The following is a 12,390-nucleotide window of genomic DNA, read 5'->3' on the forward strand; positions in this document are numbered from 1 at the left end:
AATGACGTCTGACCCGCCGGACAATCAATTAAGAGGTCATGATGAGTACTGAAATTAAAACTCAGGTCGTGGTACTTGGGGCGGGCCCGGCAGGTTACTCTGCAGCCTTTCGTTGCGCTGACTTAGGTCTTGAAACCGTTCTGGTTGAACGTTATTCCACTCTGGGCGGGGTTTGCCTGAACGTGGGATGTATCCCTTCCAAAGCACTGCTGCACGTTGCCAAAGTGATCGAAGAAGCCAAAGCGCTGGCCGAACACGGCATCGTTTTCGGCGAGCCGAAAACCGACATCGACAAAGTGCGCGTCTGGAAAGAAAAAGTCATCACACAGCTGACCGGCGGTCTGGCTGGCATGGCCAAAGGCCGTAAAGTGAAAGTGGTCAACGGCCTGGGCAAGTTCACCGGCGCTAACACCCTGGTTGTGGAAGGCGAAAACGGCCCAACCACCATCAACTTCGACAACGCCATCATCGCCGCAGGTTCTCGTCCGATCCAACTGCCATTCATTCCTCATGAAGATCCACGCGTGTGGGATTCTACCGATGCGCTGGAACTGAAAACCGTCCCAGAGCGTCTGCTGGTTATGGGCGGCGGCATCATCGGCCTGGAAATGGGCACCGTATACCATGCGCTGGGTTCACAGATCGACGTCGTTGAAATGTTCGATCAGGTTATCCCGGCGGCAGATAAAGACGTGGTGAAAGTCTTCACCAAACGTATCAGCAAGCAGTTCAACCTGATGCTGGAAACCAAAGTGACCGCGGTAGAAGCCAAAGAAGACGGCATCTACGTCACGATGGAAGGTAAAAAAGCGCCGGCAGAACCACAGCGTTACGACGCGGTGCTGGTGGCGATCGGCCGCGTGCCGAATGGCAAACTGCTGGATGCCGGCAAAGCCGGTGTTGAAGTTGACGAGCGTGGCTTCATCAACGTCGACAAACAGCTGCGCACCAACGTGCCGCACATCTTCGCCATCGGCGACATCGTCGGTCAGCCGATGCTGGCGCACAAAGGCGTGCACGAAGGCCACGTCGCCGCAGAAGTTATCGCCGGCATGAAGCACTACTTCGATCCGAAAGTGATCCCATCCATCGCTTACACCGAGCCGGAAGTGGCGTGGGTGGGTCTGACCGAGAAAGAAGCGAAAGAGAAAGGCATCAGCTACGAAACCTCCACCTTCCCGTGGGCGGCTTCCGGCCGTGCGATCGCTTCCGACTGTGCAGACGGCATGACCAAACTGATCTTCGACAAAGAAACTCACCGCATCATCGGTGGCGCGATTGTCGGCACCAACGGCGGCGAACTGCTGGGTGAAATCGGTCTGGCTATCGAGATGGGCTGCGACGCAGAAGACATCGCGCTGACCATCCACGCTCACCCGACCCTGCACGAATCCGTGGGCCTGGCGGCGGAAATCTACGAAGGCAGCATCACCGATCTGCCTAACCCGAAAGCCAAGAAGAAGTAATTCTGCTGGTTTGACTGGTCATCAAGCGGCTCCTGAAAAGGGGCCGTTTTTTTTGCTCAGATGCAGAACGCGGTTTTTTGTGGCCGCTGCGCCAAATTCCGATCCTCATGCTTATATCCACTCTAATTATATGGGTATAATGTCCTGCTAGTCCGGCAGCCGATTACGCTGCGCTCAACGATTCAGCAAAGATTTAATGTTGCTTTTATGTGAACGAATTAACAACCGTTTCAAATCCTGATATGCTGGCTGAGCGGAACCGGGCACTGTACCTTACAGTCCAGGACATCGACAGCAGTGCCCCGTCAGGATAGATGGCATCAATATCGCCGTGCGCTCTACCCATCAGTCTTTCATGCTGTAACGCTGTTTGACCGTGCTTGTTTGCCCCAATCACCGTTTCGGGGCCTTTACGGGCCGATCGCCTAGCCACAGAGTGAAACCCAAAGGGTATAAACCCGGTTTGCATATACGCCAGGCACAATAAATGACAATGAGAGCGAGGAGAACGTCGTGCTAGAAGAATACCGTAAGCACGTAGCCGAGCGTGCTGCTGAGGGCATCGCCCCTAAGCCGCTAGACGCCACCCAAATGGCCGCGCTGGTCGAACTACTGAAGAATCCGCCAAAAGGCGAAGAAGAATTCCTGTTAGACCTGCTGATTAACCGTGTTCCACCGGGCGTCGACGAAGCCGCCTACGTCAAAGCAGGTTTCCTGGCGGCCATCGCCAAAGGTGAAGCGACATCCCCCCTGGTTACCCCCGAGAAAGCGATTGAACTGTTAGGCACCATGCAGGGTGGCTATAACATTCATCCGCTGATCGAAGCGCTGGACAACGAGAAGCTGGCGCCGATCGCCGCCAAAGCGCTGTCCCACACGCTGCTGATGTTCGACAACTTCTACGACGTGGAAGAGAAGGCCAAGGCCGGTAACCCGCACGCCAAACAGATCATGCAGTCCTGGGCCGACGCCGAATGGTACCTGTCGCGCCCGGAGCTGGCGGAAAAGATCACCGTCACCGTGTTCAAAGTCACCGGCGAAACCAACACCGACGACCTGTCTCCGGCGCCGGACGCCTGGTCGCGCCCGGACATCCCGCTGCACGCGCTGGCGATGCTGAAAAACGAACGTGAAGGCATCGTGCCGGATCAGCCTGGCAGCGTCGGCCCGATCAAACAGATCGAGCTGCTGAACAAGAAAGGCTTCCCGCTGGCCTACGTCGGCGACGTGGTCGGCACCGGTTCCTCCCGTAAATCCGCCACCAACTCGGTGCTGTGGTTCATGGGCGACGACATCCCGCACGTGCCGAACAAGCGCGGCGGCGGCGTGGTGCTGGGCGGCAAGATTGCGCCTATCTTCTTCAACACCATGGAAGATGCCGGCGCCTTGCCGATCGAAGTGGACGTGTCCGAGCTGAACATGGGCGACGTGATCGACGTTTACCCGTACAAAGGTGAAGTGCGCAACCACGAGACCGGCGCGCTGATCGCCAACTTCGAGCTGAAAACCGACGTGCTGCTGGATGAAGTGCGCGCCGGCGGCCGTATCCCGCTGATCATCGGCCGCGGCCTGACCACCAAGGCGCGCGAAGCGCTGGGCCTGCCGCACAGCGACGTGTTCCGCATCGCCAAACCGGTTGCCGCCAGCAGCAAAGGCTTCTCGCTGGCGCAGAAAATGGTCGGCCGCGCCTGCGGCGTCGCCGGCATTCGCCCTGGCGAATACTGCGAACCGAAGATGACCTCCGTCGGCTCTCAGGACACCACCGGCCCGATGACCCGCGATGAGCTGAAAGACCTGGCCTGCCTCGGCTTCTCCGCCGATCTGGTCATGCAGTCGTTCTGCCACACCGCTGCGTACCCGAAACCGGTCGACGTGACCACGCACCACACGCTGCCTGATTTCATCATGAACCGCGGCGGCGTCTCGCTGCGCCCGGGCGACGGCGTGATCCACTCCTGGCTGAACCGCATGCTGCTGCCTGACACCGTCGGCACCGGCGGCGATTCCCACACCCGCTTCCCGATCGGCATCTCCTTCCCGGCCGGTTCCGGCCTGGTGGCGTTTGCCGCCGCGACCGGCGTGATGCCGCTGGATATGCCTGAGTCGGTGCTGGTGCGCTTCAAAGGCAAAATGCAGCCGGGCATCACCCTGCGCGATTTGGTGCACGCCATCCCTTACTACGCGATCCAGCAAGGTCTGCTGACCGTCGAGAAGAAGGGCAAGAAAAACATCTTCTCCGGCCGCATTCTGGAGATCGAAGGCCTGCCGGATCTGAAGGTCGAGCAGGCGTTTGAGCTGACCGATGCGTCCGCCGAACGTTCCGCTGCCGGTTGTACCATCAAGCTGGACAAGGCGCCGATCGAAGAGTACCTGAACTCCAACATCGTGCTGCTGAAGTGGATGATTTCCGAAGGCTACGGCGATCGCCGTACGCTGGAGCGCCGTATTCAGGGCATGGAAAAATGGCTGGCGGATCCGCAACTGCTGGAAGGCGATGCGGATGCGGAATACGCAGCGGTGATCGACATCGATCTGAACGAGATCAAAGAGCCGATCCTGTGCGCGCCGAACGATCCTGACGACGCGCGCCTGCTGTCCGACGTGGCCAACAGCAAGATCGATGAAGTGTTCATCGGCTCTTGCATGACCAACATCGGCCACTTCCGCGCGGCCGGCAAGCTGCTGGATCAGCACAAGGGCCAGTTGCCGACCCGTCTGTGGGTGGCGCCGCCAACCAAGATGGATGCGGCTCAGCTGACCGAAGAAGGCTACTACAGCGTCTTCGGCAAGAGCGGCGCGCGTATCGAGATCCCGGGCTGCTCGCTGTGCATGGGCAACCAGGCGCGCGTGGCGGACGGCGCGACGGTGGTTTCCACCTCGACCCGTAACTTCCCGAACCGTCTGGGCACCGGCGCTAACGTCTATCTGGCGTCTGCTGAACTGGCCGCGGTAGCGTCCCTGCTGGGCCGCCTGCCGACGCCGGACGAGTACCAGACCTATATGGCGCAGGTCGACAAGACGGCGGCGGATACCTACCGCTACCTGAACTTTGACCAGCTGGGGCAGTACACCGAAAAAGCCGACGGCGTGATCTTCCAAACCGCCGTGTAAGCCGCTATATTGCGCAACTGTTTAACGGGAGGCCTTGGCCTCCCGTTTTATTTTGCTCAGTTGCCAACTTTGCGAGCGCTCACTGAGTTAGTCCGCCATTTATGTTTACACTAAGAAAAAGGGCTCAGGAGGGCATGCTATGGATTACGAATTTCTGCGTGACGTCACCGGTCAGGTGATCGTCAGATTTTCGATGGGGCATGAAGCGATTGGCCACTGGATCAACGAAGAAGTCAAAGGCGATTTCAACCTGCTGGACCGCATTGAAGCCGGCGCGGCCGAGGTCAAAGGCAGCGAGCGTCAATGGCAGCTGGAAGGCCATGAATATACGCTGCTGATGGATGGTGAAGAAGTGATGATCCGCGCCAATCAGCTGGAGTTCGAGGGCGATGAAATGGAAGAGGGGATGAACTATTACGACGAAGAAAGCCTCTCATTCTGCGGCGTTGAGGACTTCCTGCGGGTGTTGAAAGCCTATCGTTCTTTCATGCTGAAGTACTAAGCATCAGGGCGCGGCGTGCCGCGCCCTTTCCATCACAGATGCGGAATATTGCGGCCGTAATAGATTTCCTGCATCTCTTTCCATAACAGATCGGTGATCTGCTTGCGCTCGGCGGCGCTCAACGCCTCCGGTTGCGCGTTAAACAGGTAGTGCTTCAGATCGAAATCCTTCAGCAACATCTTGGTATGGAAGATATTTTCCTGGTAAACGTTCACGTCCATCATGTGGTACAGCGCCTTGATGTCTTCCGACATAAAGTTCTGGATCGAATTGATCTCATGATCGATGTAATGTTTCACGCCGTTCACGTCGCGGGTAAAACCACGCACACGATAGTCCATGGTGACGATGTCGGATTCCAGCTGGTGAATTAAATAGTTCAGCGCCTTGAGGGGCGAAATGACGCCGCAGGTCGAAACCTCGATATCGGCGCGGAAGGTGCACAGTCCGCCTTCCGGATGGCTTTCCGGGTAGGTGTGTACGCAGATATGGCTTTTGTCCAGGTGCGCGACGACCGTATTTGGCAGCGGACCGGGGTGTTCCGACGTATCGACGTCTTTCGGATCGATCGGCTCTTCGCTGACCAGGATGGTGACGCTGGCGCCCTGCGGCTCGTAGTCCTGACGCGCGATGTTCAGAATATTGGCGCCGATGATCGAGCAGGTTTCGCTCAGGATCTCGGTTAACCGGTTGGCGTTATATTGTTCGTCTATGTAGGCGATATAGCCATCGCGATCGTCCGCGGTTTTGGCGTAACAAATATCGTAAATACAAAAACTCAGGCTCTTGGTCAGGTTGTTGAAGCCGTGCAGTTTTAGCTTATGCAATTTGGGCCACCTCCTTTATCTTCTCGCTTAACGTGTTACGTTCAGGGCATTGAGCAAATATTGCGGCAGGGCAAAGCTGCCGACGTGAATTGCCGGGTTGTAATAACGGCAGTGTAGGCCGCTTTGGTTAAAGCGCTGTTGCAGGGCAGGCAGATCGCGCTGGCGCAGCGCCGGGTCCTGGCTCGCCCAGGCGAAGGTCATGATGCCGCCGTAATAGGTCGGGATCGCCGCCTGATAGAAGCTGACGTCGCTAAAGTAGCGGCTCAGTTTGGCGTGGCTGTTGACCGTCTCGTCCTGCTGCAGGAAACAGACGCCGTTCTGCGCGACGAAAATGCCGCCCTCATTCAGGCAGCGGGCGCAGCCTTCATAAAACGCCGAGGTGAACAGGCTTTCGCCGGGGCCGATCGGATCGGTGCAGTCGGAGATGATCACATCGAACGTTTCGTCGGTTTGATTCACGAAGTTGACGCCGTCGTCGATCACCAGCTTGAAGCGCGGATCGTCATAGGCGCCGGCGCTGTGGTTGGGCAGGTACTGGCGGCAGAACTCGACGACGCCGGCGTCGATCTCGACCATGGTGATCTGCTCCACGCCAGGGTGCCGGCTGACTTCACGCAGCATGCCGCCGTCGCCGCCGCCGATGATCAGCACTTTCTTCGCCCGGCCGTGCGCCAGCAGCGGCACGTGGGTCAGCATTTCGTGATAGATGAACTCGTCACGCTCGGTGGTTTGCACCACGCCGTCGAGCGCCATCACGCGCCCCAGCTCCGGGTTCTCGAAGATCACCAGATCCTGATGATCGGTCTTCTCGCGGTACAGCACCTTCTCTACCGAGAAGTACTGGCCGAAGCCCGTATGCAGCGTTTCGTACCAAATTTCTTTCTGGGTCATGTGCGGGAAACTCCGTAATAACAGCCATGAAAAATCGGCGCAACATCATAGCTAACTCTGCCTGGCGATGCACGGTTGAATTTCAGACAGAGAGAGCGTTAAGCGGATGGGAGAAGGGGAAAGAATTAATTGGCGTAGGCCAGCAGGCTCAACGAGTCGCGCGCCAGCGATTTACACTTCTTGGGCGTTGGAATGGCGATGCCGCTGAGATCCCGATAGCTGTCTTCGCCCAGCGCCTTCATATTGAAACTGTTGTAGTTGCTCAAATCCCAGCGGTTTTGTTGCGCGAAATAGACAATGGCGCGTTTGATTTGCGCGTTTGGCAAATCGTTGTAGCCGCAATCATTTTTCAAATAAATAAATACCGCCGTCAGATCGGCCAGATCTTCCGCCTCGGATTCATTCAGCGCCAGACTGGCGTTGGAGAAGCCCAGCATCGCCAGCAACAGCATCGATAACGTTGTTTTTTTCATCATGAAATAGGCCTGTTTGTCGTCTGCTGACGTTACCACACTTGTCTGTAAAGGCACCAAATTTTATTGCCGGCGGGCCGGCGTCGCGCTTGCCAGTCACACTCTCTTGATTGTGAGGCATAGCTTAAAATACCGCCAGGAAAGGCTTGACCTTCCGCCTGGGGGAAGGTTTAGGCTGGCGGCATTGAGTTATGTCACTGAGAAAAGGGAGTCAGCGATGTTACGCCGTGATTTTATTAAATTAACCGCCGCGCTGGGCGCGGCGAGCGCATTGCCGTTATGGAGCCGAGCCGCCTGGGCGGCCGATAGGCCGGCCCTGCCGGTACCGCCGCTGTTGACGCCCGACGCGCAGGGAAAGATTGCGCTGGCGCTGCAGGCGGGGGAAACCCGCTGGTTGCCGGGCGCCGCCACCAAAACCTGGGGATTCAACGGCGCGCTGCTCGGGCCGGCGGTGAAGCTGCAGCGTGGCCAGCCGGTGACGGTCGATATCAAAAACCGCCTGGCGGAGGCCAGTACCGTCCACTGGCACGGTCTGGAAATTCCCGGCGACGTCGATGGCGGCCCGCAGGCGCTGATCCATCCCGGCGCGACGCGCACGGTGAATTTCACCGTTGATCAACCGGCGGCCACCTGCTGGTTCCACCCGCATACGCACGGTAAAACCGGCAGCCAGGTGATGATGGGGCTGGCGGGGCTGGTGCTGCTGGAAGACGACGAAAGCGCCAAACTGCCGCTGCCGAAAACCTGGGGGCAGGATGATATTCCGGTGATCCTGCAGGATAAGCGGCTGGGCAAAGACGCGCAGATCGAATACCGCCTGGACGTGATGAGCGCGGCGGTGGGCTGGTTTGGCGATCGCATGTTCACCAACGGCGCGCAGTATCCGCAACATCTGGCGCCGCGCGGCTGGCTGCGTCTGCGTTTCCTCAACGGTTGTAACGCCCGCTCGCTGAATCTGGCGGCCAGTGACAACCGTCCGCTGTACGTTATCGCCAGCGACGGCGGTTTCCTGGCGGAGCCGGTGAAGCTGACCGAGCTGCCGATGCTGATGGGCGAACGCTTTGAAGTATTGGTCGATGCCTCGGATGGGAAAGCATTCGATATCGTGACGCTGCCGGTGAAGCAGATGGGCATGACGTTGGCGCCGTTCGATCAACCGCTGCCGGTGCTGCGCATTCAGCCCTCGCTGGCGCAGGGCATTAAAACCATGCCGGATAGCCTGGTGAAGCTGCCGGCATTGCCTGCTATCACCGGTATCCAGGAGCGCTGGCTACAGCTGATGATGGATCCGCAGCTGGATATGCTGGGCATGCAGGCGCTGATGGATCGCTATGGCCACCAGGCGATGGCTGGCATGAGCATGAATCATGGCGCGACGGGTGGCGCAGACATGCAAGGCATGGACCACGGTAACATGAAAGGCATGGAGAAGGGCGGCATGCAGGGCATGGATCACGGCAACATGAAAGGCATGGATCATGGCAAGATGGCCGGGATGGATCACGGCGGCGCGCAGGGCAAAGCCAAACCGTTCGACTTCAGCCACGGCAACATGATCAACGGCAAGGCCTTCGACATGACCAAGCCGATGTTCGCCGCCAAACGTGGCCAGTATGAGAAATGGACCATTTCTGGTGAGGGCGACATGATGTTGCACCCGTTCCACATTCACGGCACCCAGTTCCGTATCTTGTCGGAAAACGGCAAACCGCCGGCGGCGCATCGCAGCGGCTGGAAGGACACGGTGCGCGTCGAAGGGTGGCGCAGCGAAGTGCTGGTGCGCTTCGATCATCCGGCAAGCAGCGAACATGCGTATATGGCCCACTGTCACCTGTTGGAACACGAAGATACCGGCATGATGATGGGCTTCACCGTCGACGAATGATCGCGGTCCGGCGCTCACGTGGCGGCGCGCTCGCGTCGCCACCGGCGAAAGGCTATGCTAAACTCTGCGCCTTTCTTCCGGCAACTGACCTGAATACTATGAAACACACTGTAGACGTAATGATTTCCGAGCAGGAAGTTAAGACCCGTATCGCCGAACTTGGCCGCCAGATCACCGAACATTACCGCGACAGCGGCAGCGACATGGTGCTGGTCGGGCTGCTGCGCGGCTCCTTCATGTTCATGGCCGATCTCTGCCGCGCGATCGAGGTGCCGCACGAAGTCGACTTTATGACCGCCTCCAGCTACGGCAGCGGCATGTCCACCACCCGCGACGTGAAGATCCTCAAGGATCTGGACGAAGACATTCGCGGCAAAGACGTGCTGATCGTGGAAGACATCATCGATTCCGGTAACACGCTGAACAAAGTGCGCGAGATTTTGGCGCTGCGCGGGCCGAAGTCACTGGCGATTTGCACCTTGCTGGACAAACCTGAGCGCCGTGAAGTGCAGGTGCCGGTTGAATATGTCGGCTTCTCGATCCCGGATGAATTCGTGGTGGGGTATGGCATCGACTACGCTCAGCGTTATCGTCACCTGCCGTACGTCGGCAAAGTGGTGCTGCTGGACGAGTAATTGGATGTGGGGCGCGGCAAGCCGCGCCCGCGGCGGGGTTATACGCCTTTATCCTGCTTCAGTTTGGCTATCGCTTTGCGGTAGCCCATCTCCAGGCTCTCGCGGCTGGTCGCCAGCACTTCCATATCGCGCAGGCGGCCGTCCTGAATGCCGTACACCCAACCGTGGATCATCACCTTCTGGCCGCGCTTCCAGGCGGACTGCATGATGGTGGAGTGGCCCAGGTTGTACACCTGTTCAATGACGTTGATCTCGCACAGCATGTCGAAACGCTGTTCCGGCGGCAGCTCGCCCAGCAGCGAGCTGTGCTTGTACCACAGATCGCGAATGTGCAGCAGCCAGTTGTCGATCAAACCCAGCTCCGGGTTTTCCACCGCCGCCTGCACGCCGCCGCAGCCCAGGTGGCCGCAGATGATGATGTGTTCGACTTCCAGCACATCTACCGCATACTGCACCACCGACAGGCAGTTAAGATCGGTGTGGATTACGAGGTTCGCCACGTTGCGATGGACGAACAGTTCACCCGGCTCGAGGCCGGTCAGGCGTTCTGCGGGAACGCGGCTGTCAGAGCAACCAATCCATAAGAAGCGGGGCTTTTGCGCCTGGGCTAAACGTTCAAAAAAATCCGGGTCTTCCTGACTGATATTGGCCGACCAGGCCTGGTTGTTGGCGATAAGCTCTTCGATTTCTTTCATGGAGGTGATTGACCCGTAACGGACAGATTGCGTTGGGGTAATATAGGGTAAGCGTCACAATTTGGAAATCGGAACAGTGGTGCAGCCTCATTTAGCGCACGGATTCGACGCAGTGAAAACGTCGCCGATGCTAGGATTATCGTTAGTGTTTCAAGCCTGGCAAACAGGGGAGTGGCGGCATACTCATCGTTATAAGGTACTATTTTACATATGAATTATGCACTGGAATTAGCGCAGCTGACCAAGACTTACGCCGGTGGCGTCAAGGCGCTGCGCGGCATTGACCTGAGCGTCGAAGCGGGGGATTTTTATGCCCTGCTGGGGCCAAACGGCGCCGGAAAGTCCACCACCATCGGCATCATCAGCTCGCTGGTGAACAAAACGGCCGGCAGCGTACGGGTATTCGGTTACGACATCGATAAAGACATCGTCAACGCCAAGCGCCAGCTCGGCCTGGTGCCGCAGGAGTTCAACTTCAATCCGTTTGAGACCGTGTTGCAGATCGTGGTGAACCAGGCGGGTTACTACGGCGTCACGCGGCGTGAAGCGATGGCGCGCGCCGAAAAATACCTCAATCAGCTGGATCTGTGGGGCAAGCGCAACGAGCGCGCCCGCATGCTGTCCGGCGGCATGAAGCGCCGCCTGATGATCGCCCGCGCGCTGATGCATCAGCCGAAGCTGCTGATCCTCGATGAGCCGACCGCCGGGGTGGATATTGAGCTGCGTCGCTCGATGTGGGGCTTCCTGAAAGATCTGAACGCCCAGGGTACCACCATTATCCTCACCACCCATTATCTGGAAGAGGCGGAAATGCTGTGCCGCAACATCGGCATCATCCAGAACGGGGAACTGGTGGAAAACACCTCGATGAAGGGGCTGCTGGCCAAGCTGAAGTCGGAAACCTTCATCCTCGATCTGGCGGCGAAGAGCCCGCTGCCGAAGCTGGACGGTTACCGCAGCCGCCTGACGGATACCTCGACGCTGGAAGTGGAGGTGATGCGCGAGCAAGGGCTGAACGGCCTGTTCGCCCAGCTGAGCGCGCAGGGCGTGCAGGTGCTGAGCATGCGCAATAAGGCGAACCGCCTGGAAGAGCTGTTTGTCACCCTGGTTAACGGCAATGGAGAGAAAGCATGACGCGTTTGTATTGGGTGGCCTTACAGAGCATCTGGGCCAAAGAGGTAAACCGGTTCGCGCGCATCTGGATCCAGACCCTGGTGCCGCCGGTGATCACCATGACGCTGTACTTCATCATCTTCGGTAACCTGATCGGCTCGCGCATCGGCGATATGCACGGCTTCAGCTACATGCAGTTCATCGTGCCCGGCCTCATCATGATGGCGGTCATCACCAACTCCTATGCCAACGTCGCCTCGTCGTTCTTCAGCGCCAAGTTTCAGCGCAACATTGAGGAACTGCTGGTGGCGCCGGTGCCGACCCACGTGGTGATCGCCGGCTATGTCGGCGGCGGCGTGGCGCGCGGCATCTGCGTCGGTGTGCTGGTGACCATCATCTCACTGTTCTTCGTGCCGCTGCAGGTGCACGCCTGGTGGGTGATTGCGCTGACGCTGCTGCTGACGGCGATCCTGTTCTCGCTGGCGGGGCTGATCAATGCGGTGTTCGCCACTACTTTCGACGACATCAGCCTGATCCCGACCTTCGTGCTGACGCCGCTGACTTACCTGGGCGGGGTGTTCTACTCGCTGTCGCTGCTGCCGCCATTCTGGCAGGCGGTGTCCAAGCTGAACCCCATCGTTTATATGATCAGCGGCTTCCGCTACGGTTTCCTCGGCATCAACGATGTGCCGCTGGCGTTCACCATGGCGGTGTTGGTGGCGTTTATCGCGGTGTTTTACCTGCTGTCCTGGTACCTGATCGAGCGTGGCCGCGGCCTGCGCAGCTGATCGT

Annotated in this window: 11 protein-coding genes; 7 read left to right on the forward strand and 4 right to left on the reverse strand. The window is 58.4% G+C overall.

What is annotated here, in order from left to right:
• Positions 1-41 precede the first annotated feature (41 nt).
• The 3 genes from lpdA (at position 42) to yacL (ending at position 5,079) form a co-directional block, all read left to right on the forward strand.
• The gene (gene lpdA, locus JL05_RS08040; RefSeq protein ID WP_004937500.1) at positions 42-1,466 is read left to right on the forward strand and encodes a dihydrolipoyl dehydrogenase; all 1,425 of its coding nucleotides are present in this window, start codon (positions 42-44) and stop codon (positions 1,464-1,466) included.
• A gap of 513 nt (positions 1,467-1,979) precedes the next feature.
• Positions 1,980-4,577, forward strand: coding sequence for a bifunctional aconitate hydratase 2/2-methylisocitrate dehydratase (gene acnB, locus JL05_RS08045; protein ID WP_004937504.1), 2,598 nt, complete (start codon positions 1,980-1,982; stop codon positions 4,575-4,577).
• 139 nt (positions 4,578-4,716) lie between these two features.
• Positions 4,717-5,079, forward strand: coding sequence for a protein YacL (gene yacL / locus JL05_RS08050; protein WP_016930072.1), 363 nt, complete (start codon positions 4,717-4,719; stop codon positions 5,077-5,079).
• Between the two features lie 32 nt (positions 5,080-5,111).
• Here the strand turns inward: yacL and speD are convergent, their stop codons facing one another.
• The 3 genes from speD to JL05_RS08065 form a co-directional block, all read right to left on the reverse strand.
• Positions 5,112-5,906, reverse strand: coding sequence for an adenosylmethionine decarboxylase (gene speD, locus JL05_RS08055; protein ID WP_033632106.1), 795 nt, complete (start codon positions 5,904-5,906; stop codon positions 5,112-5,114).
• 27 nt (positions 5,907-5,933) lie between these two features.
• Positions 5,934-6,797, reverse strand: coding sequence for a polyamine aminopropyltransferase (speE, locus tag JL05_RS08060; RefSeq protein ID WP_033632107.1), 864 nt, complete (start codon positions 6,795-6,797; stop codon positions 5,934-5,936).
• 125 nt (positions 6,798-6,922) lie between these two features.
• Positions 6,923-7,270 carry a YacC family pilotin-like protein gene (locus JL05_RS08065; protein WP_004937515.1) on the reverse strand — a complete coding sequence of 116 codons (348 nt, stop codon included), beginning with the start codon at positions 7,268-7,270 and terminating at the stop codon, positions 6,923-6,925.
• A gap of 217 nt (positions 7,271-7,487) precedes the next feature.
• Between JL05_RS08065 and cueO the strand changes: the two genes are divergently transcribed.
• The gene (gene cueO, locus JL05_RS08070) at positions 7,488-9,155 is read left to right on the forward strand and encodes a multicopper oxidase CueO (RefSeq protein WP_033632108.1); all 1,668 of its coding nucleotides are present in this window, start codon (positions 7,488-7,490) and stop codon (positions 9,153-9,155) included.
• A 98-nt stretch (positions 9,156-9,253) separates the two neighbouring features.
• Positions 9,254-9,790 (forward strand): hypoxanthine phosphoribosyltransferase, encoded by a 537-nt coding sequence (gene hpt, locus JL05_RS08075; RefSeq protein ID WP_004937527.1) that lies wholly within the window; start codon positions 9,254-9,256, stop codon positions 9,788-9,790.
• 38 nt (positions 9,791-9,828) lie between these two features.
• Here hpt and can read toward each other — a convergent pair whose 3' ends face one another.
• Complete coding sequence (gene can, locus JL05_RS08080; RefSeq protein ID WP_015379031.1) at positions 9,829-10,485, reverse strand: carbonate dehydratase; 657 nt, start codon at positions 10,483-10,485, stop codon at positions 9,829-9,831.
• Between the two features lie 210 nt (positions 10,486-10,695).
• On the opposite strand from can, the gene JL05_RS08085 reads away from it, so the two are divergent.
• Together JL05_RS08085 and JL05_RS08090 are read left to right on the forward strand one after the other, a co-directional pair.
• Complete coding sequence (locus JL05_RS08085) at positions 10,696-11,619, forward strand: ABC transporter ATP-binding protein (RefSeq protein ID WP_004937534.1); 924 nt, start codon at positions 10,696-10,698, stop codon at positions 11,617-11,619.
• Positions 11,616-12,386, forward strand: a complete 771-nt coding sequence (locus JL05_RS08090; protein ID WP_004937535.1) for an ABC transporter permease — start codon at positions 11,616-11,618, stop codon at positions 12,384-12,386. Before JL05_RS08085 ends, JL05_RS08090 begins: the two co-directional genes overlap by 4 nt.
• Positions 12,387-12,390: the final 4 nt, after the last annotated feature.

This window comes from Serratia nematodiphila DZ0503SBS1 (assembly GCF_000738675.1).
Classification (GTDB): Bacteria; Pseudomonadota; Gammaproteobacteria; order Enterobacterales; family Enterobacteriaceae; genus Serratia; species Serratia nematodiphila.

What these genes read in the sequence shown, in the direction of transcription:
- lpdA (WP_004937500.1), top strand. Translation starts at nt 42, where the DNA reads ATGAGTACTGAAATTAAAACTCAGGTCGTGGTACTTGGGGCGGGCCCG.
- yacL (WP_016930072.1), top strand. Translation starts at nt 4,717, where the DNA reads ATGGATTACGAATTTCTGCGTGACGTCACCGGTCAGGTGATCGTCAGA.
- speE (WP_033632107.1), bottom strand. Translation starts at nt 6,797, where the DNA reads ATGACCCAGAAAGAAATTTGGTACGAAACGCTGCATACGGGCTTCGGC.
- JL05_RS08065 (WP_004937515.1), bottom strand. Translation starts at nt 7,270, where the DNA reads ATGAAAAAAACAACGTTATCGATGCTGTTGCTGGCGATGCTGGGCTTC.
- cueO (WP_033632108.1), top strand. Translation starts at nt 7,488, where the DNA reads ATGTTACGCCGTGATTTTATTAAATTAACCGCCGCGCTGGGCGCGGCG.
- hpt (WP_004937527.1), top strand. Translation starts at nt 9,254, where the DNA reads ATGAAACACACTGTAGACGTAATGATTTCCGAGCAGGAAGTTAAGACC.
- can (WP_015379031.1), bottom strand. Translation starts at nt 10,485, where the DNA reads ATGAAAGAAATCGAAGAGCTTATCGCCAACAACCAGGCCTGGTCGGCC.
- JL05_RS08085 (WP_004937534.1), top strand. Translation starts at nt 10,696, where the DNA reads ATGAATTATGCACTGGAATTAGCGCAGCTGACCAAGACTTACGCCGGT.
- JL05_RS08090 (WP_004937535.1), top strand. Translation starts at nt 11,616, where the DNA reads ATGACGCGTTTGTATTGGGTGGCCTTACAGAGCATCTGGGCCAAAGAG.